Origin of the sequence: Pseudomonas sp. MSSRFD41, from assembly GCF_014230245.1 — a bacterium.
GTDB lineage: Bacteria > Pseudomonadota > Gammaproteobacteria > Pseudomonadales > Pseudomonadaceae > Aquipseudomonas > Aquipseudomonas piscis.
Map to the genome: position 1 here is coordinate 116342 of NZ_JACKZK010000013.1, position 21777 is coordinate 138118.

Below are 21777 nucleotides of genomic sequence, written 5' to 3' on the forward strand. Positions count from 1 at the left end.
CGGCGATCCGACTTGCCCGCGATGGTCGCGACGCGGTTTGCCCGAGGCACCGCAGAGGTTTCATCGCAGGCAAGCCTGCTCCTACTGTAATGGGGGCAAGGCGCGCAAAATGGCGGATATCTTAAAGCAAAACGGCGGCCTCAGGCCGCCGTTTAGTACTTTGTGTCGATTCAGGCCGCAGGGGCCGGTTCAGGCTCCGGCGCCGGCTTGGGCAGCGACGACAGGAAGGCCATGACCAGTGCCGCTACGTAGGGCAGCGACTGCACCAGGAGCATGGTCACCCAGAAACGCATGTCGTTGCTCGGCAGGCCCTGGACCAGGAAGATCCCCAGCGCCGCGCCCCACAGCAGCAGCATGATGAACAGCTCTTCCCGAGCCTCGGAGATGGCCACCCAGAAACCATGGCTATTGGCGTTCTTCGGCGTGCGGAAGAACGGGATGCTGCTGGTGAAGAAACCGTACAGCACCGCCTTGGCGATGGTATGGGACAGGGCGAGGCCAGCCAGGGCCGCGCAGAAGGCGTCCTTGAGGTTCACGCCCACCGCACGGCGGTAGAGGAAGATGATCTTGCCGACCTTGAACACGAACAGCGCCAGGGGCGGGATGGCGAAGATCAGCAGCGGCGGGTCCACCTGCTTGGGCACGATGATCATCGCCGCCGACCACAACAGCGCGCCGATGGTGAAGAAGATGTTCATGCCGTCGGCCACCCACGGCAGCCAGCCCGCCAGGAAGTGGTAGCGCTGGCCGCGGGTCAGCTCGGTGTCCTTGCCGCGCAGCAGGCTGGCGGTGTGGCGCTTGATGATCTGGATCGCGCCGTAGGCCCAGCGGAAACGCTGCTTCTTGAAGTCGATGAAGGTGTCGGGCATCAGGCCCTTGCCGTAGCTTTCGTGGTGGTAGGCGGCCGACAGGCCCTTCTCGAACACCCGCAGGCCCAGCTCGGCGTCCTCGCAGATGCACCAGTCGGCCCAGCCCAGCTCTTCCAGGACCGAACGGCGGGTCATGGTCATGGTGCCGTGCTGGATGATGGCGTCGCGGTCGTTGCGGGTCACCATGCCGATATGGAAGAAGCCCTTGTATTCGGCGTAGCAGAGCTTCTTGAAGGTGCTTTCGTTCTGGTCGCGGTAATCCTGGGGCGACTGCACGATGGCGATCTTCGGATCGGCGAAGTGCGGCACCATGTGCTTGAGCCAGTTGCGCTCCACGCAGTAGTCGGAGTCGATGACCGCGATCACCTCGGCGTCCTTGGCGGTATGCGGGATCAGGTAGTTCAGCGCGCCGCCCTTGAAGCCGGCGAGCGGCGAGACATGGAAGAAGCGAAAGCGCGGGCCCAGGGTCTGGCAATAGGCCTGGACCGGTTCCCAGACGGCCGGGTCCTTGGTGTTGTTGTCGATGATCAGGACTTCGTAGTCCGGGTAATCGAGGTTGGCCAGGGCATCCAGGGTCTGCTTGACCATCTCCGGCGGCTCGTTGTAGCAGGGCACGTGGATCGAGACTTTCGGCCGGTAGCCGGAATCGCCCTCCACGGGCAGGAACTCGCGCCGACGCTTGCGCACCCACACGGCCTCCGCCAGTTCGTGGGCCTCGGTGAGCAGGACGATGAACACCCCCAGGGCGCCTAGCGCCAGGAGGAAGCCCACGGTCAGGCTGAACCAGGTGCTGTATTGCTGGCTGTAGTCATAGCCGATCCACACCAGCACCGAACCGCAGAGGAAGGCGATGAAGGTCAGGAACGTCCGCCCGCGCTGGCGCAGGGCCGAGCCGTCGATCAGCAACACCGCCAACGACAGCATCGCCAGGACCACCGAGCCAATGGCCAATACCCGCCATTGCGGGATGGCAACGACCGGGCCTTCGAAGTTGAATTTCTGTTGGCGCGAGGCGTTGAACACGCCCCAGTAGGCGCCCACCGAACCTTCGTCGCTGGCCTTCCACGGTTGGTCGAAGGCTTCGATGACGAAGTAGTTGTAGCCCTGGCGGTTGAGCTGGTTGACCAGGGTCCGCAGGTAGATCGCCTGGTCCGCCGGGCTGGCGTCGGCGCCACCGCGCATACGGCCATTGCTCGGCCAGCCCACTTCGGACAGCAGCAGCGGTTTTTTCGGGAACATCTTCTTCAGGTCGCGAGCCCGGTCGAGGACGAACTGTTCGGCCTTGTCCACCGGGATGAACTCCCAGTAGGGCAGGATGTGCGCGGCGATCAGGTCGACGTGCTGGGCCAGTTCCGGATGTTCTTCCCAGACGTGCCACTGTTCTGAGGTGGTGACGGGTACCTTGACCGCGGCGCGCACCCGGTCCAGGACCACGGACAACTGGTCGGCGTTGATCTCCTTGCGGAAGATCGCCTCGTTACCCACCACTACCCGGACCACGCTGCGGGAGGTGTTGGCCAGTTCGATGGCGCGCATGATCTCGCGCTCGTTGCGCTCCAGGTCCGGGCTGATCCAGATCCCCAAGGTCACGCGCAGGCCGAATTCTTCCGCCAGCCGGGGAATGTTCCCCAGGCTGCCGTCCACCGAGTAGGTGCGGATGTTGTCGGTCAGCTTGCTCATGATCTCCAGGTCGCGACGCATTTCATCGTCGGACGGGTACTGGTCCTTTTGCGGGAACTGACCCAGCTGGAAGGGCGAGTAGGAAAAACCGGAGATCTGTTCCGGCCAGTCGGGGGCCGAGACCGGGCGATTGATCAGCGCCCAGAAACCGGTGAACAGTGCGGCAATGGCCAGCACTATCACTAGATTGAGTCCAAATTTACGCGATGACATGGTTATTTCGGGTTCCAAGAAGTGTGGAACGAGGGAAAGGTTGGCTGGCGCCAAACGGCGCGCATCCTACACCGCCCCTCAACTGAGCGTACAGCGCACGGGGGACGGCGAGACCTTGGGCACCGTAATTGGGTTTAAGTTCTTTACTTGTAGCTTGCGGCTTAAAACTTGTCGCGGCGAAGTCCTATAATGCGCGCCGGTTTTTTAGGTGATGGTCATGAGTACAGAAGATCCACGGTTTGCCGGCGTCGCCCGTTTGTATGGCATCGAGGGCCTGGAACGGCTGCGGGCGGCCCATGTGGCGATCGTCGGCGTCGGTGGCGTCGGTTCCTGGGCGGCGGAAGCCATTGCCCGTTGTGGCGTGGGAGAAATCTCGCTGTTCGACCTCGACGATGTCTGCGTCAGCAACAGCAACCGCCAACTGCATGCCCTGGACAGCACCGTGGGCCGGCCCAAGGTCGAGGTCATGGCCGAGCGCCTGCGGGGCATCAATCCGGATTGCACGGTGCATGCGGTTTCGGATTTCGTCACCCGTGACACCATGGCCGAGTACATCACTCCCGATATCGATTGCGTGATCGACTGCATCGACAGCGTGAATGCCAAGGCGGCGCTGATCGCCTGGTGCAAGCGCCGCAAGATCCAGATCATCACCACCGGCGGGGCTGGCGGGCAGATCGATCCGACCCAGATCCAGGTCTGCGACCTGAACCGTACCTTCAACGACCCACTGGCATCCAAGGTGCGTTCGACCTTGCGTCGCGACTACGGGTTCTCGCGCACCATGAACCGGCACTACAGCGTGCCCTGCGTGTTTTCCACCGAGCAGTTGCGCTATCCCAAGCCCGACGGTGGCATCTGCCTGCAGAAGAGCTTCGTCGGCGATGGGGTCAAGCTCGATTGTGCGGGTGGTTTCGGCGCGGTGATGATGGTGACCGCGACGTTCGGCATGGTCGCGGCGACCAAGGCGGTGGACAAGCTGGTGGCGGGCGTGCGTCGCCCGTCCGAGCGCAACAAGGCGGTATAGCCAGCAATAGCGGTCGAGCCTCGTGTAGCCGCTGCCGCAGCTGCGCACGGGCGCGCAGCGGCCGCCGGGTGGAGTAGGAGAGAGCGATCCTGAAGGCCCTGCGGGCCTTGTCGCAGCCTCGCAGGCTTGGCAGCGGCTACACGCTGGCCAGTTCGCCCATTCGTTGCAGCACGGCATTGAGGCCGTTGGCGCGTGATGGCGAGAGCTGGCGCGACAGCCCCAGCTGGTTGAACCAGTCCGCCAGGTCCACCTCACGTAACTCTTGCGCCGACAAACCGTTGACCCGCGCCAGCAGCAGCGCCACCAGGCCACGGATCAGCCGGGCATCGGTGCCCGCGGCGAACTGCCAGCGGCCTTGATCCAGGCTCGCCACCAGCCACACCTGGCTTTCACAACCGTGCACTCGATTGGCCTCGACCCTGGCGCTGTCGTCCAGGGCCGGCAGGCGTTCGCCCCATTGCATCAACAAGCGCGCCCGCTGTTCCCAGCCAACGGCTTCCTGGAAGGCCCGCAGCGCTGTGCTGGCGTCTTCCGGCAGGCTCATCGCAGCAGCTCCAGGGCCTGGTCCAGGGCCTCGAAGAAGCGCTCCAGGTCCTCGGAGTCGTTGTACAGCGCCAGGGAGACGCGGATCGCTCCGTGCAGGCCGAAGCTCTTGAGCAAGGGCATGGCGCAGTGATGGCCGGCCCGCACGGCGATGCCCTGTTCGGTCAACAGGTGCGCCAGGTCGGCGCTGTGTACGCCGTCGACCACGAAGCTGACCAGCGCCAGCTGCGGCGTGCCCAGCAGGCGGATGCCATTGCGTGCCTGCAGCCCGTGCAAGAGGTAGGCATGCAGCTGCGCCTCATGCTCGGCCACGGCTTGCTGGTCCAGGCCGCCGAGATAGTCCAGGGTGGCGCCAAGGCCGATGACCCCGGCGATCGCTGGCGTTCCCGCCTCGAAACCCAGGGGCGCGGGACGGAACCTGGCATGCTGGTAATCGGCGTCCTGGACCATCTCGCCACCGAACTGCCAGTGGCGCAGGTCCTGGAGCGCCCCATGGCGGCCGAAGATCACGCCGACGCCTTCCGGGCCGTACAGCTTGTGGCTGGAGAACACATAGAAATCGCAGCCCAGGGCCTGAACGTCATGTCGACCGTGGACCACTCCCTGGGCGCCGTCGACCACGGTCAGTGCGCCCTGGGCCCTGGCCATGGCCAGCAGCGGGGTCAGGGGTTGCCAGGCGCCCAGTACGTTGGACAGCTGGCTGACCGCCAGCAGTCGGGTTCGCGGGCCGATCAGGCGGCTCGCGGCATCGATATCCACCAGGCCGTCGGCGTCCAGCGGCAGGACCACCAGGCCCAGCCCGCGGCGCTGGGCCAGTTGTTGCCAGGGCAGCAGGTTGGCGTGGTGCTCCAGGGCGCTGACGACGATCTCATCGCCAGCTTCGAATCGATGTTCAAGGCCGTAGGCCAGGAGGTTCAGCGCGGAAGTCGCGCCGTGGGTGAAGACGATCTGCCCGCTGTCGCCGACATTGAGCCACTGGCCGACCTTGCTGCGGCTGTCCTCGAAGGCTTGGGTGGCATGGGCGCCGGGCAGGTGCTGGGCGCGATGCACGTTGGCCGCGCCGTTGGTGTAGTAATGCGCCAGGGCATCCAGCAGGGCCTGGGGCTTCTGGGTGGTGGCGGCGTTGTCCAGGTAGGTCTGGTCCTGGCGTTGCAGGGCGGCGATGGCCGGGAAGTCGGCGCGCCAGGGAGAGGGTACAAGCATGATGGCGAAACTCGTTTGAACAGGCCGGGCGCTGATGATAAGCGCCCGGCGGGTTCCGGTGGAACCGCGTGCTGGGCTCGCTCAGTTGTGAGCGTGCAGCGCTTCGTTCAGCTCGATGGCCGACTTGTGGGTCTTGCACTCCACGGCGCCGGTTTCCGAGTTGCGGCGGAACAGCAGGTCAGGCTGGCCGGCCAGTTCCCGGGCCTTGAGGACCTTGACCAGTTGGTTGTTCTCGTCCAGCAGCGCCACCTTGGTTCCGGCGGTCACGTACAGGCCCGACTCCACGGTGTTGCGATCGCCCAGCGGGATACCGATGCCGGCGTTGGCGCCGATCAGGCAGCCTTCGCCGACCTTGATCACGATGTTGCCGCCACCCGACAGGGTGCCCATGGTGGAACAGCCGCCGCCCAGGTCCGACCCCTTGCCGACGAACACGCCAGCCGATACGCGGCCTTCGATCATGCCCGGGCCTTCGGTGCCGGCGTTGAAGTTGACGAAGCCTTCGTGCATCACGGTGGTGCCTTCGCCGATGTAGGCGCCCAGGCGGATCCGCGCGCTGTCAGCGATACGTACGCCGCTTGGCACGACGTAGTCGGTCATTTTCGGGAACTTGTCCACCGAAAACACTTCCAGCAGCTCGCCGCGCAGGCGCGCTTCCAGCTGGTGCTCGGCCAGTTCGGCCAGGTCGATGGCGCCCTGGCTGGTCCAGGCGACGTTCGGCAGCAACGGGAACACGCCGGCCAGGCTCAGGCCATGGGGCTTGACCAGGCGATGGGACAGCAGGTGCAGCTTGAGGTAGGCCTCGGGGGTGCTGCTCAACTGGGCGTCTTCGGCCAGCAGGGTGGCGACCAGGGGCTTGTGGCTTTCGGCCAGGCGGGTCAGCAGGGCGGCCTGGGCGGCGTCGATGCCCTTGAGGGCGTCGGCCATCTGCGCGGCCTGGGTGGTGTTGAAGGCGATGGCCTGGTTGCCTTCGCTGTAGCCGAGGATCGGCGCCACCGCGGCGACGATTTCAGCGGCTGGCTCGAGCAGCGGCGCTGCGTAAAACACTTCCAGCCAAGCGCCTTGGCGGTTCTGGGTGCCGACACCGAATGCCAGGCTGAACAGGGTAGTGGACATGCAGTTACCTCTTGCGAAATTGGTTGAGCAGGCTTACTTGAGCGCCGCTGCGTAAAGGTCTGGCTTGAAGCCAATCAGGGTTCTGTTTCCGAGGTCGAGCACCGGGCGCTTGATCATCGAGGGCTGCGCGAGCATCAGTTCGACGGCCTTGGCCTGGTCGAGGTCGGCCTTGCTGGCCTCATCGAGCTTGCGGAAGGTAGTGCCCGCGCGGTTCAGCACCACTTCCCAGCCGTGCTCGGCGCACCACTGGTTCAGGTGCTCGCGATCGATGCCGGAGGTCTTGTAGTCGTGGAAGTCATAGCTGACAGCGTGTTCATCGAGCCAGGTGCGCGCCTTTTTCATGGTGTCGCAGGCCTTGATGCCGAAAAGGTGCAACGTTTTGCTTGAAGCGGTCAAGGAATTGCCCCCTCTGGAGTGCTGGTAATCGAAGGTCCGGGATTATGCCACGACGGCGGCGCTTAGGCGTCGGCGGCTGCGGGGCTTTGTCGTATTGTGCGGCGCGGACCCGGGCGTTGCGACTTTCGTGCAGCGGCGTGAGCGCAGCTTAAGCGGCTAACATGGCACTTGTGCGGTGAATTGTCGCCGCGTTTGTGTGTCTGCTCTGAACGTTCGAATCAGGAACCCCGCTTTATGCAAACCGCCTATACCGTCCTCATCATGCTGATGCTGGTGAGCCTCTCGCGTCTTGTCGGGCGGGTGATCCCACTGCCACTGCCCCTGGTGCAGATCAGCGCCGGGGCCCTGCTGGCCTGGCCGACCCTGGGCCTGCACGTGGCCCTGGACCCGGAGCTGTTCCTGTTCCTGTTCCTGCCGCCGCTGTTGTTTTCCGATGGCTGGCGCATGCCCAAGCGCGAGTTCTGGCGACTGCGTGGCCCGATCCTGACCCTGGCCGTGGGGCTGGTGCTGTTCACCGTGGTCGGCGCCGGTTATTTCATCCACTGGCTGCTGCCGACCATTCCCTTGCCGGTGGCCTTCGCCCTGGCGGCGGTGCTGTCGCCCACCGACGCCGTCGCGGTCTCGGCGATTTCCCAGAACCGCCTGCCGACGCCGTTGATGCACATGCTCCAGGGCGAGGCGTTGATGAACGACGCCTCGGGCCTGGTGACCTTCAAGTTTGCCCTGGTGGCGGCGGTCACCGGGGTGTTTTCCCTGGCCAATGCCAGCCTGACGTTCGTCCTGGTGGCGGTGGGTGGCCTGGCGGTGGGCGTGGCCCTGAGCTGGTTGGTGGGGCGTTTGCGGGCCTGGATGATCGCCCGTGGCTGGGACGACCCGGCGACCCACGTGGTGTTCATGTTGCTGCTGCCGTTCGCCGCCTATGTGCTGGCCGAGCGCCTGGGCGCCTCGGGCATCCTTTCGGCGGTGGCGGCGGGGATGATGCAGAGCTGGCTCGACCTGCTGCCGCGCCAGACCAGCACCCGCCTGCTCAACCGCAGTGTCTGGTCGTTGCTGGAGTTCGCTTTCAACGGCCTGATTTTCCTGCTGCTGGGCTTGCAGCTACCGGACATCATCAAGGCGGTGGTCAGCCAGGAGACGTCGCTCTGGCCGACCCTGGCCTACCGTTGCCTGGATGTGGTGGCGATCTTCCTGGTGTTGCTGGTACTGCGTTTCATCTGGGTGCAGAGCATCTGGCGCCTGTCGGGCCTGTTGCGGCGCTGGCGCGGCAAGGGCGAGCTGACCCTGGTGCCCACCGCGCGTTCCTGCTGGCTGCTGACCGTGGGCGGGGTGCGCGGGGCGGTGACCCTGGCCGGCGTGATGTCGGTGCCTCTATTCCTGGGCGCGGGTGAAGCCTTTCCCGAACGTGACCTGCTGATCTTCATTGCCGCCGGGGTGATCCTGCTGTCCCTGGTGGCGGCGTGCATCGCCTTGCCGCTGTTGCTGCGTGGCATCGTCAAGAGCCCTGACGACAAGCGCCGGGGCGAAGTGCGCGATGCCTGGCGCAAGACCGCCGAGGCGGCGATCCATGCGCTGGAAGCCGAGGAGGTCGCCGAGTCCGGCGAGGCTCCGGATGCCGCCCAGGCCGCCCTGAGCAGCGAGCTCAAGGGCCGGTTGATGGCCGAGTACCGGCATCAGCTGGAGGTCTACAACGATTCTGCCGAGGCCCAGGCCCTGGCCCAGCAGATGGACCTGCTGGAGCGGCGCCTGCGGCTCAAGGCCCTGCGCGCGCAACGGCTGGAGCTGTACCGCCTGAGCCGCCAGCATCAGATCGGCGACGATGTGCTGCGTGAAGTGCTGGCGGAACTGGACTTGAGCGAGGCGAACCTGGGATCGGTGAAATGACGCTGGTGTAGGAGCGAGCGGGCGGCGATCCGACTTGCCCGCGATACAGACGACGCAATGCACCTGATGCACCGCGTTATCGTTCATCGCGAGCAAGCCTCGCTCCTACAGGTTGGCGAGATTACTTGCGGCGCTGGACGAAATCGCGAATCCGCTCGGCGGCCTCGACGCATTCGGCCAATGGCGCCACCAGCGCCATGCGCACACGGCCGGCGCCGGGGTTGGTGCCGTCCACATCGCGGGAAAGATAGGAACCCGGGACCACGGTCACGTGTTCCTGTTCGAACAGGTCGCGGCAGAACGCTGCGTCATCACCGGCCACGTTCGGCCACAGGTAGAAACTGCCGTCCGGGCGTTGCACATCCATGACCGGTGCGAGAATCGCCAGCACCGCATCGAATTTCTCGCGGTACAGCGCGCGGTTGGCCCGCACGTGGACTTCATCGTTCCAGGCGGCGACGCTGGCCAGTTGGGTCTGCACCGGCATGGCGCAGCCGTGGTAGGTGCGGTACAGCAAGAAGCCCTTGAGAATCTCGGCATCGCCGGCGACGAAGCCCGAGCGCAGGCCCGGCAGGTTGGAGCGCTTGGACAGGCTGTGGAACACCACGCAGCGCTTGAAGTCCTTGCGGCCCAGCTCGGCGCAGGCGCTGAGCAGGCCGGGCGGCGGCGATTGCTCGTCGAAATACAGCTCGCTATAGCATTCGTCGGCGGCGATCACGAAGTCGTGCTCGTCCGCCAGCGCGATCAGCTTCTTCAGGGTTGCCAGCGGAATCAACGCGCCGGTGGGGTTGCCCGGCGAGCACAGGAACAGGATCTGGCAGCGCTGCCAGATCTCGGCCGGTACTGCCTCGAAGTCCGGGTTGAAGCCGTTCTCGTCCAGGCACGGCAGGTAGTGCGGCTTGGCCCCGGCCAGGAACGCTGCGCCCTCGTAGATCTGGTAGAACGGGTTGGGACTGACCACCAGGGCGTCCTCGCCGCGGTTGACCACGGTCTGGGTGAAGGCGAACAGCGCCTCGCGAGTACCGTTCACCGGCAGCACGTTACGCGCCGGGTCGATCCAGCCCTCCGGCACGCCGAAGCGTCGCTCGCACCAGGCACCGATGGCCTCGCGCAGGGCCGGGATGCCCAGGGTAGTGGGGTACACGGCCATCTGGTCGAGGTTGTTGGCCAGGGCCTCGGCGACGAAGCTCGGCGAGCGGTGCTTCGGTTCGCCGATGGACAGGGCAATGGGACGCTTGTCAGGGTTGGGAGTGACGCCGCCGAGCAAGGCGCGGAGCTTTTCGAACGGATAGGGCTGCAGCTGGTTCAGAGCGTTGTTCATCGGTGCGGGGTCTCGATCAAAGCGTCGGGTCATGACCTGTCAGATGCTCAGGCGGGTCATTTCGATAGTCGGTTCATGGCTGACGCTCAACTGGCTGACGATCGCATCCTGCAGGCGACTGCACAGCTGGGGGTCGGAAAGGGGCTGGTTGTTCGCGTCGGTAATGAAGAACACGTCTTCCACACGCTCGCCCAGGGTGGCGATCTTGGCGTTCTGCAGCGACAGGTCGAACTCCAGGAAGATCTTGCCGATGCGCGCCAGCAGCCCCGGGCGGTCGGGGGCGCTGAGTTCCAGCACGGTGACCGGGCGCTGGGCGTCGTTGTGGATGGTCACCTCGGGGGCGAAGGCGAAGTGCTTGAGCTGGCGCGGTACCCGGCGCTGGATGATGGTCGGGTAGTCGTCGGGATTGCGCAGGGCATCGGTCAGGCCCTTGCGGATCTGCTCGACCCGCTGCGGATTGTTGCCGATGGATTCGCCGTCGTTGTCCAGGACGATGTAGGTGTCGAGGGTGAACTGGCTGCTGGAGGTGATGATCCGGGCGTCATGGATGTTCAGGTTGAGCTGGTCCATGGCGGCCACGGTCACGGCGAAGAAGTCGTGCTGGTCGGGGGCATAGATGAAGATCTGCGTGCCGCCCTCGAACTCGCGCTGGGTGATTTCCTTGATCAGCACCAGCGAGCCGCCGTCGGCCGGCTGCTGGAGGATGGCGTCGCTGTGCCAGGCCACGTCGCCGGCGGTGTGGCGCAGGAAGTAGTCGTCCCCCAGCTGTGACCAGAGTTGTTCGACCTCGTCCGGGTCGGTGCCATTGCGCACCAGGATATCCAGGGCCGCGCTCTGGGTCTGGCGGATCTGTTCCTCGCGATCCACCGGGTTCTCCAGGCCGCGCCGCAGGGCGCGCTTGGTCTCGGTGTAGAGCTGGCGCAGCAGGCTGGCGCGCCAGGAGTTCCACAGGCTGGGGTTGGTGGCGTAGATGTCGGCCACGGTCATCACGTAGAGGTAGTCCAGGCGGGTCTGGTCCACCACGACCTGGGCGAAGTCGTGGATCACCTGCGGGTCGGAGAGGTCCTTGCGCTGGGCGGTGGTGGACATCACCAGGTGGTTCTGCACCAGCCAGACGATCAGCCGGGTGTCCCATAGTGGCAGCTGGTGGCGGATGCAGAAGGCCTCGGCGTCCACTGCGCCGATTTCCGAGTGGTCGCCTTGCCGGCCCTTGCCGATGTCGTGGTAGAGGCCGGCCATGTAGATCAGCTCCGGCTTGGGCAGCTTGCCCATGAGCTTGCTGGCCAGCGGGAATTTCTCGGAAATGGGCGTGTACTGCAGTTTGCGCAGGTGCTTGATCAGGTTCAGCGTGTGGGCGTCCACGGTATAGATGTGGAACAGGTCGTGCTGCATCTGCCCGACGATGAAGCCGAACTCGGGCAGGTAGCGTCCGAGAATGCCGTAGCGGTTCATCCGCCGCAGGTTGCGGTGGATACCGATCTCGCACTTGAACAGCTCGATGAACAGGCTGGTGTTGCGGATGTCATGGCGGAAATCGTCGTCGATCAGGTGTCGGTGCTCGCGCAACAGGCGGATGGTGTCGGCGCGCACGCCCTTGATCTCAGGGTGCTGGGCCATCAGCACGAAGATCTCCAGCATCGCGAACGGGGTGCGCTTGAACACCTTGTCGTTGATCGCTTCGATATAGCCGTCGTGCAGCTGGAAGCGGGCGTTGATCGGCTGGGGCGGTGCTTCATCCTCGGGCGCGAGGATCACCTCTTCGAAGTGCTGGATGATCAGGTCGCTCAGCTGGGCGATGCTCATCACCACGCGGTAGTACTGCTGCATGAAGCTTTCGATGCTCTGCTTGGCGTCTTCGCCCTCGAAGCCCAGCAGGGTCGCGATGGAGCGCTGGTGGTCGAGCAGCAGGCGGTCTTCGGCGCGTCCGGCGAGCATGTGCAGGGCGTAGCGCACACGCCAGAGGAACTCCTGGGAGGACGCCAGCAAGGCGTTCTCGCTTTCCAGCAGGAACCCTTCGCCGGCCAGAGCCCGCAGGTTCAGGGTGCCGTACTGGCGGCGGGCGACCCAGAGAATGGTCTGGATATCCCGCAGGCCGCCTGGCGAGCCCTTGACGTTGGGCTCCAGGTTGTACTCGGTATCGTTGTACTTGTGGTGGCGAGCCTTTTGTTCGGCGTGCTTGGCCAGGAAGAAGTCCTTGCTCGGCCACATGTGTTCGGTGCTGGTGACTTCCAGCATGCGTTGGCGCAGGCGCTCGGGGCCGGCAATGGTGCGGCTTTCCATCAGGTTGGTGATCACCGTCAGGTCGGCCCGGGCCTGTTCCGCGCATTCATCCACCGAGCGCACGCTTTGCCCCACCTCCAGGCCGATATCCCAGAGCAGGGTGAGGAAGCGTTCGATGGAGTCGCGAAAGATCTCGTGGTCGGCGCTGTCCAGCAGGATCAGCAGGTCGATGTCGGAGTAGGGGTGGAGCTCGCCGCGCCCGTAGCCGCCGACCGCCACCAGGGCGATGTCGGCTTCGGCGCTCCAGTTGAACTGGTCCCAGGCCTTTTGCAGGATGTTGTCGATGAACCAGGCGCGGTCTTCGATGAGCCGGCGGATTTCCCGTCCGCTGCGAAAGCGGTTGTCGAGCACTTCCCGTGCCTGGCGGATGGCTTTCTTGAAGGCCGCGATGGGGCTGGCCTTCAATGCCAGTTCCGCCTGGAACTGGCCGCGGTCGAAGAGTTCGGGATCCACCTGCGGCATCGATTGCTTTCCTTTCTATCTATAAGGTCGGGGCGCGACGGTGTGGATCAGGCGGAGACCCGGGCGATGGTGTCGTCGCTGCGCAGGGTGAAGATCTCGTAGCCGGTCTCGGTCACCAGCAGGGTGTGTTCCCACTGCGCCGACAGCTTGCGGTCCTTGGTGATGGCGGTCCAGCCATCGCCCAGGACCTTGGTGTCGGCCTTGCCCTGGTTGATCATCGGCTCGATGGTGAAGGTCATGCCGGCCTTGAGTTCCATGCCGGTGCCAGCGCGGCCGTAGTGCAGGATCTGCGGTTCTTCGTGGAACACCTTGCCAATACCGTGGCCGCAGAATTCACGGACCACCGAGAAGCCGTTCTTTTCGGCGTGCTTCTGGATCACTTCGCCGATATCGCCCAGGCGGCACCCCGGCTTCACCAGTTCGATGGCCTTGTACATGCATTCCTGGGTGATCTGCGACAGGCGCTCGGCCCATACCGGCACGGTGCCGACGTGGAACATGCGGCTGGTGTCGCCGTGGTAGCCGTCCTTGATGACGGTCACGTCGATGTTCAGGGTGTCGCCATTCTTCAACGGCTTGTCGTTGGGAATGCCGTGGCACACCACATGGTTGATCGAGGTGCAGATGGACTTGGGGAAGCCCTTGTAGTTCAGCGGGGCCGGGATGGCGCCTTGCACGTTGACGATGTAGTCATGGCAGATGCGATCCAGCTCTTCGGTGGTGACGCCGGGTTTGACATGCTCGGCGATCATTTCCAGCACTTCGGCGGCCAGTTTGCCGGCGACACGCATTTTGGCGATGTCCTCGGGGGTTTTGAGGGTGACGGTCATACAGGCTCTCTTGACGCTCAGGGGCGCGATAAACACGGGATGGCCAGAAAACCGCGCTCGCCAGGCCTTGGCCTGAAATAGGGTCGCGAGGTTTTCGGAAGCCGCAAAGATGCGATTCTAACAGAGGCTCGGCGCAAATCCGCGGTTGTGCCGGTGCTTGCCTTTGTCCAGGGGGCATTCTGGACCGATTCCAGGGGCAGGGCAAAAAACCGCGTGGATCGGCGGATGTGAAACCGGGTTCCGTTTTTGCCCTTGCTGTGATATAAAATGCGCCGCTTTCCGGGGATGCCCCTGAAAAGCCCAAACCCACACACGTGTCGACACGATGACCTGGGTGCCCTCAGCTCAAGCTGTTGGTTGGTCATTGGGATACGTGGAGGCCTAACCCGACTTATTAAGGAACTATCATGTCCCAAGTCAACATGCGCGATATGCTGAAGGCCGGTGTGCACTTCGGCCACCAAACCCGTTACTGGAATCCGAAAATGGGCAAGTACATTTTCGGCGCGCGTAACAAGATTCACATCATCAACCTGGAAAAAACCCTGCCAATGTTCAACGAAGCTCTGACCTTCGTAGAGCGTCTGGCCCAGGGCAAGAACAAGATTCTGTTCGTCGGCACCAAGCGTTCCGCTGGCAAGATCGTTGCTGAAGAAGCAGCACGTTGCGGTTCGCCGTACGTCGATCACCGCTGGTTGGGCGGCATGCTGACCAACTACAAGACCATCCGCGCTTCCATCAAGCGTCTGCGTGACCTCGAAGCTCAGGCTGAAGACGGTACTTTCGCCAAGCTGACCAAGAAAGAGGCGCTGATGCGCACTCGCGATCTGGAAAAGCTGGATCGCTCCCTGGGTGGTATCAAGGACATGGGCGGTCTGCCTGACGCACTGTTCGTGATCGACGTTGATCACGAGCGCATCGCGATCACCGAAGCCAACAAGCTGGGCATCCCGGTCATCGGCGTTGTCGATACCAACAGCAGCCCGGAAGGCGTTGACTACATCATCCCAGGCAACGATGACGCCATTCGCGCCATCCAGCTGTACATGGGTTCGATGGCCGATGCCGTGATCCGTGGCCGCAACAACGTTGCTGGCGGCACCGAAGTGTTCGAAGAAGCTGCAGCACCGGCGGCTGAAGCCTGAGTAACTGACGCTTAGCGTTTACTCAGTACGCAAAAAGGGGGCTTGGCCCCCTTTTTGCCAACTCGAAAAACATTTTGTAGCAGACCCCGACAGTTTCTGTAATGCGTGGCTGCTATGAAGTGGATTCGGGGTAGTGCCCAAGAATTGAGCGCCCGTTCAGTCGGGTGGAATGGTTGAAAACCTATCCAAGAGGATTTTGAAAATGGCAGAGATTACTGCAGCGCTGGTTAAAGAACTGCGCGAGCGTACCGGCGAAGGCATGATGGACTGCAAGAAGGCCCTGACCAAGGCCGGCGGCGACATCGAGAAAGCCATTGATGACATGCGTGCCTCCGGCGCGATCAAGGCTGCCAAGAAGGCTGGCAACGTTGCCGCTGAGGGCGCTATCGCCATCAAGGACGACGGTAAAGCCGCTGTTCTGCTGGAAGTGAACTCGCAGACCGACTTCCTGGCTCTGCAGGACGACTTCAAGGCGTTCGTTGCTGCCAGCGTGGAAAAAGCTTTCGCTGACAAGCTGACCGACGCAGCTCCGCTGATCGAAGCTCAAGAAGCTGACCGCCTGATCCTGGTCGGCAAGACTGGCGAAAACGTCAACATCCGTCGTCTGGCCCGCGTCGAAGGTGATGTGGTCGGTACTTACCTGCACGGTAACAAGATCGGTGTTGCGGTTGTTCTGAAAGGCGGTTCCGTAGAGCTGGCCAAGGACATCGCCATGCACGTAGCTGCAAGCAACCCTGAGTTCCTGCTGCCATCGCAAGTTTCCGCCGAAGCCATCGAGCGCGAAAAAGGCGTCTTCATGCAGCTGAACGAAGACAAGATGAAGGGCAAGCCAGCCGACATCGTTGAAAAAATGATCGCTGGCCGTATCAGCAAGTTCCTGGCCGAGGCCAGCCTGGTTGAGCAAGCTTTCGTCAAGGATCCAGAAGTCACCGTTGGTGCCCTGGCCAAGAAAGGCGGCGCTGAAATCGTTTCCTTCACTCGTTTCGCCGTAGGCGAAGGCATCGAGAAGAAAGAAGACAACTTCGCCGAAGAAGTTGCTGCACAACTGGCTGCTGCCAAGCAACAGTAAGACGGTTTTACAACTGTCGCCCGAAAGAGGCTGCCCGCTCACGCGCGCAGCCTCTTTTCAAATGGGTAGGGCGATTTTGTTGTCCGCTTCCGGAACCGGCTTACAAAGCCGTGTTCTGATGGCGCTGTGACAGCGTCAAGCTAGAGTGAACGCAAGCTGCAAACAGCTCGCAAAGAATTTTTAAATACGCCGCAGGAGAGATTCGCAATGGCTCAGCAGGGCAGTGGTTATCAAGCTCGCTATAAACGCATTCTACTCAAGCTTAGCGGCGAGGCCCTGATGGGCTCGGAAGAGTTCGGGATCGATCCCAAGGTGCTGGACCGCATGGCGCTGGAAGTCGGCCAACTGGTCGGTATCGGTGTCCAGGTAGGCTTGGTGATCGGTGGTGGCAACCTGTTCCGCGGTGCCGCCTTGAGCGCTGCCGGCATGGATCGGGTCACTGGCGACCATATGGGCATGCTGGCCACCGTCATGAACGGTCTGGCCATGCGCGACGCGCTGGAACGTGCCAATATCTCGGCCATCGTGATGTCGGCTATTTCCATGGTTGGCGTGACCGATCACTATGACCGCCGCAAGGCCATGCGCCACCTGAACTCCAAAGAAGTGGTGATCTTCGCGGCCGGTACCGGTAACCCGTTCTTCACTACCGACTCTGCAGCATGCCTGCGGGCCATCGAGATCGACGCCGATGTCGTGCTCAAGGCGACCAAGGTCGATGGTGTTTACACTGCAGATCCATTCAAGGACCCGCATGCCGAGAAGTTCGATCATCTGACCTACGATGAAGTGCTGGATCGCAAGCTGGGAGTGATGGATCTGACGGCTATCTGCCTGTGCCGCGACCACAAGATGCCGCTGCGGGTCTTTAACATGAACAAGCCCGGCGCCCTGCTGAATATCGTGCATGGTGGCGCTGAAGGAACCCTGATCGAGGAAGGCGAACAATGATCAACGAAATCAAGAAAGACGCCCAGGAGCGCATGAAGAAGAGCCTGGAGTCCCTGGCTCATGCGTTCGGCCAGATCCGCACTGGCAAGGCGCACCCCAGCATCCTGGGTAGCGTGATGGTGCCTTACTACGGCGCCGACACTCCGTTGAGCGGCGTCGCCAACGTGACGGTGAAGGATTCCCAGACCCTGCAGGTCGTGCCGTTCGAGCGCAATATGCTGGGCGCCATCGACAAGGCCATTGGCAGCGCCGGCCTGAACCTCAACCCAACCAACCTGGGTGAGTTGCTGCTGATCAAGATGGCGCCGCTGACCGAGGAAACCCGCAAGGGCTTCACCAAGCAGGCACGCGCTGCTGCCGAGGACGCACGGGTTGCGGTACGCAACATTCGTCGTGATGCCCTGGGCGAGCTGAAGAAGCTGTCCAAGGACAAGGCCATCAGCGAAGACGAGGAGCGCCGCGCCGGTGCTGAAATCGACAAGCTGATCAAGGAGTTCGAGGGCCAGATCGCCAAGGCGACCGAGGAAAAAGAAAAAGACCTGATGGCCGTATAAGGGTCAGGACGTTTTCATGGAAAAGACCAAACAGCCTGTGCCGTCTTCAGTGCCACGCCATGTCGCGATCATCATGGACGGAAACAACCGCTGGGCAAAAAAACGCTTCATGCCGGGGGTTGCCGGGCATAAGGCGGGCGTTGATGCGGTACGTGCAGTCATCGAAGTGTGCGCCGAGGCCAAGGTCGAGGTTCTGACCCTGTTTGCCTTTTCCAGTGAAAACTGGCAGCGCCCGGCCGATGAAGTCAGTGCCTTGATGGACTTGTTCTTCAAGGCGCTGCGTCGTGAGGCCAAGCGCCTCAACGACAACAACATCAGCCTGCGGATCATCGGTGATCGTTCGCGGTTCCATCCCGAGTTGCAGGCGGCGATGCGCGAGGCCGAAGCCATCACCGCCGGCAGCGATCGTTTCATCCTGCAGATCGCCGCCAACTACGGCGGGCAGTGGGATATCGCCCAGGCTGCCCAGCGTCTGGCGCGTGAGGTGCAGGCCGGTCACTTGCGGCCCGATGACATCACTCCGGATTTGCTGCAGGCTTGCCTGGCCACCGGCGATTTGCCGTTGCCGGACCTGTGCATACGCACGGGCGGTGAGCATCGCATCAGCAATTTCCTGCTGTGGCAGCTGGCTTATGCCGAACTGTATTTCTCCGACCTGTTCTGGCCGGACTTCAAACACGATGCCATGCGCCACGCGCTGGCCGATTACGCATCTCGCCAGCGGCGCTTCGGTAAAACGAGCGAGCAGGTCGAGGCTGGAGCCCGGGTTTAATGCTCAAACAACGAATCATTACTGCGCTGATCCTGCTGCCGATCGCCTTGGGTGGATTTTTCCTGCTCGAAGGCTCGAACTTCGCCCTGTTCATCGGCCTGGTGGTCGCCTTGGGTGGTTGGGAGTGGGCGCGCCTGGCAGGTTTCAATGCACAGCCGGCGCGAATCGCCTATGCAGTGGCGGTGGCGGCGCTGTTGTTCTTGATGCACCTGGTTCCAGGTGTCGCTCCGTGGGTCCTGGGTGCGGCTGTGCTCTGGTGGGGCTTGGCGACATACCTGGTGCTCACCTATCCACGTAGCAGCGAACAATGGTCCGGGGCGGCCCCCAAGCTGTTGATCGGCCTGCTGATCTTGCTGCCAGCCTGGCAGGGCTTGGTGTTCATCAAGCAATTGCCGCTGGGCAATTGGCTGATCATGGCGGTGATGGTGTTGGTCTGGGGCGCGGACATCGGTGCCTATTTCTCGGGACGGGCCTTTGGCAAGCGCAAGCTGGCGCCCCAGGTCAGCCCTGGCAAGAGCTGGGAGGGCGTGTATGGCGGTCTCGCGCTGAGCCTGGTTATCACCGCGGTAGTAGGGCTGGTTCGTGGCTGGGGCTTCGGCCAACTGTTCGTAGCGCTGCTGGGGGCGGCCGTCGTGGTCTTCATCTCGGTGGTCGGCGACCTGACCGAAAGCATGTTCAAGCGCCGGGCTGGTATCAAGGACAGCAGTAACCTGCTGCCTGGCCATGGTGGGGTACTGGACCGGATCGATAGCCTGACTGCGGCGATTCCGGTGTTCGCAGTACTGCTGTGGATGAGCGCATCGTGAGCGGCGTTCAGCAAATCACGGTCTTGGGAGCGACAGGTTCCATTGGCCTGAGCACCCTGGACGTCATCGCTCGTCACCCGGATCGCTACCAGGTATTCGCTCTCACCGGTTTCAGTCGCCTGGCCGAATTGTTGGCCTTGTGTGTGCGCCATGTGCCGCGTTTTGCCGTAGTGCCACAAGAGGCGGCCGCCAGGCGTTTGCGCGACGATCTGCAGGCTGCCGGGCTGCCGACCCGGGTGTTGGTGGGGGAGCAGGGGTTGTGCGAGGTCGCCTCGGCTCCTGAGGTCGATGCGGTGATGGCGGCGATCGTCGGTGCTGCCGGCTTGCGTCCGACTCTGGCAGCGGTCCAGGCCGGCAAGAAGCTTCTCCTGGCCAACAAGGAAGCGCTGGTGATGTCCGGTGCGTTGTTCATGGAGGCGGTGGGTCGCAGTGGGTCGGTATTGCTGCCTATCGACAGCGAGCACAATGCGATCTTCCAGTGCATGCCGAGGGATTTCTCCCGAGGTCTCGGCCAGGTAGGGGTGCGACGCATCCTCTTGACTGCTTCTGGCGGTCCGTTTCGGCAGACACCGCTGTCCGAGCTGGAAGACGTCTCGCCAGAGCAGGCTTGCGCTCATCCGAATTGGTCCATGGGGCGCAAGATCTCGGTCGACTCGGCAAGCATGATGAACAAGGGCCTGGAGCTCATCGAAGCTTGTTGGCTGTTCGATGCCAGGCCGGCGCAGGTCGAGGTGGTCGTGCACCCGCAAAGTGTGATCCACTCGCTAGTGGACTACGTCGACGGCTCGGTACTGGCGCAGTTGGGGAACCCGGATATGCGTACGCCGATCGCCAACGCCCTGGCCTGGCCGGAGCGAATCGACTCCGGTGTGGCGCCGCTCGACCTGTTCGCCATTGCCCGCCTGGACTTCCAGGCACCCGATGAGCAACGGTTCCCATGCCTGCGCCTGGCTCGCCAGGCGGCCGAGGCGGGCGGCAGCGCCCCGGCGATGTTGAACGCGGCCAACGAAGTGGCGGTCTCGGCATTTCTCGAGCGGCGCATCCGCTACCTGGAGATCGCGAGTATCATCGACGAGGTTTTGAATCGTGAGCCGGTGGTTGCGGTCAACGAGCTGGATGCCGTATTCGCGGCGGATGCCCAGGCCCGGCTGCTGGCTGACCAATGGTTGCAGCGTAACGGGCGATAGGATTCGCGACCCGCGCGAGTGACGGCGAATAGGATTGCGGAGAAAGTAGATGAGCGCGCTCTATATGATTGTCGGCACCCTGGTAGCCCTGGGCGTGCTGGTCACCTTTCACGAATTCGGTCATTTCTGGGTTGCCCGCCGCTGTGGCGTCAAGGTGCTGCGTTTCTCCGTGGGTTTCGGCATGCCCCTGGTGCGCTGGCATGATCGCCATGGCACCGAGTTCGTGGTCGCTGCCATTCCCCTGGGCGGCTACGTGAAGATGCTCGACGAGCGTGAAGGCGAGGTGGCGCTCGCGGAGCTCGATCAATCCTTCAATCGCAAGTCCGTTCGCCAGCGTATCGCCATCGTCGCGGCGGGCCCGATTGCCAACTTCCTCCTGGCCCTGGTGTTTTTCTGGGCCCTAGCGATGCTGGGCAGCCAGCAGGTACGACCGGTTATCGGTGAAGTGGAGGCCGGTAGCGTCGCCGCCAAGGCTGGGCTGGGTCCGGGACAGGAAATCGTCGCCATCGACGGTGAGCCGACGGCCGGCTGGGCGGCAGTGAATCTGCAATTGGTACGCCGCCTGGGCGAAAGCGGTACGTTGCAACTGCTGGTCCGTGAACAAGGTGCTACAGCCGATTCCCCGCGCCAGTTGGTGCTGGATAAGTGGCTCAAAGGCGCCGACGAGCCCGATCCAATCCGTTCCCTGGGTATCCGTCCCTGGCGCCCAGCCTTGCCTCCGGTGCTGGCCGAACTCGATCCGAAAGGTCCGGCCCAGTCTGCAGGCCTGAAAAACGGCGATCGACTGTTGGCTCTCGATGGTCAGGCGCTCGATGACTGGCAGCAGGTGGTCGACTGGGTGCGTGGGCATCCAGCGGCCAGGATCGTGCTGCATGTCGAGCGTGATGGCGCCCGAATCGAGGTTCCCGTAACCCTGGCCAGCCGGGGTGACAGCAAGGCGCCGAGCGGTTATCTGGGGGCGGGTGTGAAGGCCGTCGACTGGCCGCCACAGATGCTGCGTGAAGTCAGTTATGGTCCTCTGGAGGCGATTGGCGAAGGTGCCCGGCGCACTTGGACGATGAGCGTCCTGACCCTGGAATCACTGAAGAAAATGTTGTTCGGCGAGCTCTCGGTAAAAAACTTGAGCGGACCGATAACCATTGCTAAAGTGGCGGGCGCTTCTGCCCAGTCGGGCATTGCCGATTTCTTGAATTTCCTTGCTTATCTGAGTATTAGCCTGGGCGTTCTGAATTTGTTGCCCATCCCGGTACTGGATGGGGGACACTTATTGTTTTATCTGATCGAGTGGGCGCGTGGTCGTCCCTTGTCGGATCGGGTGCAAGGTTGGGGGATACAGATCGGTATCAGCTTGGTGGTCGGAGTCATGCTGCTTGCTCTGGTCAACGATCTGGGTCGTCTGTAACGCTTCGCTGAATTGCGAATCTGCCGCATTTTGCGGCAGTTTGTTTATTGCCAGTTGGAATAAGAAAGGA

Annotated in this window: 18 protein-coding genes; 10 read left to right on the forward strand and 8 right to left on the reverse strand. The window is 62.9% G+C overall.

Annotated features, from left to right (window positions below):
- Positions 1-170: 170 nt before the first annotated feature.
- The gene (locus tag H7A76_RS19825; protein ID WP_185700061.1) at positions 171-2762 is read right to left on the reverse strand and encodes a glycosyltransferase; all 2592 of its coding nucleotides are present in this window, start codon (positions 2760-2762) and stop codon (positions 171-173) included.
- A gap of 217 nt (positions 2763-2979) precedes the next feature.
- On the opposite strand from H7A76_RS19825, the gene tcdA reads away from it, so the two are divergent.
- A complete protein-coding gene (gene tcdA, locus H7A76_RS19830) occupies positions 2980-3789 on the forward strand; it encodes a tRNA cyclic N6-threonylcarbamoyladenosine(37) synthase TcdA (protein WP_185700062.1) in 810 nt (269 codons plus the stop codon).
- Positions 3790-3925: 136 nt separating this feature from the next.
- Here tcdA and H7A76_RS19835 read toward each other — a convergent pair whose 3' ends face one another.
- The 4 genes from H7A76_RS19835 to H7A76_RS19850 form a co-directional block, all read right to left on the reverse strand.
- Positions 3926-4333 carry a SufE family protein gene (locus H7A76_RS19835; RefSeq protein ID WP_185700063.1) on the reverse strand — a complete coding sequence of 136 codons (408 nt, stop codon included), beginning with the start codon at positions 4331-4333 and terminating at the stop codon, positions 3926-3928.
- Positions 4330-5535 (reverse strand): aminotransferase class V-fold PLP-dependent enzyme, encoded by a 1206-nt coding sequence (locus H7A76_RS19840; protein ID WP_185700064.1) that lies wholly within the window; start codon positions 5533-5535, stop codon positions 4330-4332. The genes H7A76_RS19835 and H7A76_RS19840 overlap by 4 nt, the downstream gene beginning before the upstream one ends.
- An 81-nt stretch (positions 5536-5616) precedes the next feature.
- The gene (gene dapD, locus H7A76_RS19845) at positions 5617-6651 is read right to left on the reverse strand and encodes a 2,3,4,5-tetrahydropyridine-2,6-dicarboxylate N-succinyltransferase (RefSeq protein ID WP_185700065.1); all 1035 of its coding nucleotides are present in this window, start codon (positions 6649-6651) and stop codon (positions 5617-5619) included.
- 33 nt (positions 6652-6684) lie between these two features.
- A complete protein-coding gene (locus tag H7A76_RS19850) occupies positions 6685-6993 on the reverse strand; it encodes an arsenate reductase (RefSeq protein WP_235777349.1) in 309 nt (102 codons plus the stop codon).
- Between the two features lie 288 nt (positions 6994-7281).
- On the opposite strand from H7A76_RS19850, the gene H7A76_RS19855 reads away from it, so the two are divergent.
- The gene (locus H7A76_RS19855) at positions 7282-8928 is read left to right on the forward strand and encodes a Na+/H+ antiporter (RefSeq protein ID WP_185700066.1); all 1647 of its coding nucleotides are present in this window, start codon (positions 7282-7284) and stop codon (positions 8926-8928) included.
- 121 nt (positions 8929-9049) lie between these two features.
- Here H7A76_RS19855 and dapC read toward each other — a convergent pair whose 3' ends face one another.
- Genes dapC through map form a run of 3 tightly spaced genes read right to left on the reverse strand, consistent with a single transcriptional unit; the run spans position 9050 to position 13821 of the window.
- Positions 9050-10249 (reverse strand): succinyldiaminopimelate transaminase, encoded by a 1200-nt coding sequence (gene dapC / locus H7A76_RS19860; protein WP_185700067.1) that lies wholly within the window; start codon positions 10247-10249, stop codon positions 9050-9052.
- 39 nt (positions 10250-10288) lie between these two features.
- A complete protein-coding gene (locus tag H7A76_RS19865; protein WP_185700068.1) occupies positions 10289-12991 on the reverse strand; it encodes a [protein-PII] uridylyltransferase in 2703 nt (900 codons plus the stop codon).
- A 47-nt stretch (positions 12992-13038) separates the two neighbouring features.
- Positions 13039-13821, reverse strand: coding sequence for a type I methionyl aminopeptidase (gene map / locus H7A76_RS19870; protein WP_185700069.1), 783 nt, complete (start codon positions 13819-13821; stop codon positions 13039-13041).
- Between the two features lie 407 nt (positions 13822-14228).
- Here map and rpsB point away from each other — a divergent pair, with 407 nt between their 5' ends.
- The 8 genes from rpsB (at position 14229) to rseP (ending at position 21707) form a co-directional block, all read left to right on the forward strand.
- Positions 14229-14966, forward strand: coding sequence for a 30S ribosomal protein S2 (rpsB, locus tag H7A76_RS19875; protein WP_053134469.1), 738 nt, complete (start codon positions 14229-14231; stop codon positions 14964-14966).
- Between the two features lie 202 nt (positions 14967-15168).
- Positions 15169-16035 (forward strand): translation elongation factor Ts, encoded by an 867-nt coding sequence (gene tsf / locus H7A76_RS19880; protein WP_185700117.1) that lies wholly within the window; start codon positions 15169-15171, stop codon positions 16033-16035.
- A 207-nt stretch (positions 16036-16242) separates the two neighbouring features.
- Positions 16243-16986, forward strand: a complete 744-nt coding sequence (gene pyrH, locus H7A76_RS19885) for a UMP kinase (protein WP_007924076.1) — start codon at positions 16243-16245, stop codon at positions 16984-16986.
- Positions 16983-17540 (forward strand): ribosome recycling factor, encoded by a 558-nt coding sequence (gene frr / locus H7A76_RS19890; protein WP_022642578.1) that lies wholly within the window; start codon positions 16983-16985, stop codon positions 17538-17540. Before pyrH ends, frr begins: the two co-directional genes overlap by 4 nt.
- A gap of 16 nt (positions 17541-17556) precedes the next feature.
- Entirely contained in the window at positions 17557-18312 is a 756-nt protein-coding gene (uppS, locus tag H7A76_RS19895) for a polyprenyl diphosphate synthase (RefSeq protein ID WP_085596153.1), read from the forward strand.
- Positions 18312-19118 carry a phosphatidate cytidylyltransferase gene (locus tag H7A76_RS19900; RefSeq protein WP_185700070.1) on the forward strand — a complete coding sequence of 269 codons (807 nt, stop codon included), beginning with the start codon at positions 18312-18314 and terminating at the stop codon, positions 19116-19118. The genes uppS and H7A76_RS19900 overlap by 1 nt, the downstream gene beginning before the upstream one ends.
- Positions 19115-20305 (forward strand): 1-deoxy-D-xylulose-5-phosphate reductoisomerase, encoded by a 1191-nt coding sequence (gene ispC, locus H7A76_RS19905; protein WP_185700071.1) that lies wholly within the window; start codon positions 19115-19117, stop codon positions 20303-20305. The genes H7A76_RS19900 and ispC overlap by 4 nt, the downstream gene beginning before the upstream one ends.
- Positions 20306-20354: 49 nt before the next feature.
- A complete protein-coding gene (rseP, locus tag H7A76_RS19910) occupies positions 20355-21707 on the forward strand; it encodes a sigma E protease regulator RseP (RefSeq protein ID WP_185700072.1) in 1353 nt (450 codons plus the stop codon).
- The last annotated feature ends 70 nt before the right edge of the window (positions 21708-21777 follow it).

Excerpts from the sequence above, each read along its gene's own strand:
- H7A76_RS19865 (WP_185700068.1), bottom strand. The coding sequence starts at position 12,991 with ATGCCGCAGGTGGATCCCGAACTCTTCGACCGCGGCCAGTTCCAGGCG.
- H7A76_RS19855 (WP_185700066.1), top strand. The coding sequence starts at position 7,282 with ATGCAAACCGCCTATACCGTCCTCATCATGCTGATGCTGGTGAGCCTC.
- pyrH (WP_007924076.1), top strand. The coding sequence starts at position 16,243 with ATGGCTCAGCAGGGCAGTGGTTATCAAGCTCGCTATAAACGCATTCTA.
- tcdA (WP_185700062.1), top strand. The coding sequence starts at position 2,980 with ATGAGTACAGAAGATCCACGGTTTGCCGGCGTCGCCCGTTTGTATGGC.
- frr (WP_022642578.1), top strand. The coding sequence starts at position 16,983 with ATGATCAACGAAATCAAGAAAGACGCCCAGGAGCGCATGAAGAAGAGC.
- dapC (WP_185700067.1), bottom strand. The coding sequence starts at position 10,249 with ATGAACAACGCTCTGAACCAGCTGCAGCCCTATCCGTTCGAAAAGCTC.
- tsf (WP_185700117.1), top strand. The coding sequence starts at position 15,169 with ATGGCAGAGATTACTGCAGCGCTGGTTAAAGAACTGCGCGAGCGTACC.
- map (WP_185700069.1), bottom strand. The coding sequence starts at position 13,821 with ATGACCGTCACCCTCAAAACCCCCGAGGACATCGCCAAAATGCGTGTC.
- uppS (WP_085596153.1), top strand. The coding sequence starts at position 17,557 with ATGGAAAAGACCAAACAGCCTGTGCCGTCTTCAGTGCCACGCCATGTC.
- rpsB (WP_053134469.1), top strand. The coding sequence starts at position 14,229 with ATGTCCCAAGTCAACATGCGCGATATGCTGAAGGCCGGTGTGCACTTC.
- H7A76_RS19840 (WP_185700064.1), bottom strand. The coding sequence starts at position 5,535 with ATGCTTGTACCCTCTCCCTGGCGCGCCGACTTCCCGGCCATCGCCGCC.
- rseP (WP_185700072.1), top strand. The coding sequence starts at position 20,355 with ATGAGCGCGCTCTATATGATTGTCGGCACCCTGGTAGCCCTGGGCGTG.
- H7A76_RS19825 (WP_185700061.1), bottom strand. The coding sequence starts at position 2,762 with ATGTCATCGCGTAAATTTGGACTCAATCTAGTGATAGTGCTGGCCATT.
- H7A76_RS19850 (WP_235777349.1), bottom strand. The coding sequence starts at position 6,993 with ATGAAAAAGGCGCGCACCTGGCTCGATGAACACGCTGTCAGCTATGAC.
- H7A76_RS19835 (WP_185700063.1), bottom strand. The coding sequence starts at position 4,333 with ATGAGCCTGCCGGAAGACGCCAGCACAGCGCTGCGGGCCTTCCAGGAA.
- H7A76_RS19900 (WP_185700070.1), top strand. The coding sequence starts at position 18,312 with ATGCTCAAACAACGAATCATTACTGCGCTGATCCTGCTGCCGATCGCC.
- dapD (WP_185700065.1), bottom strand. The coding sequence starts at position 6,651 with ATGTCCACTACCCTGTTCAGCCTGGCATTCGGTGTCGGCACCCAGAAC.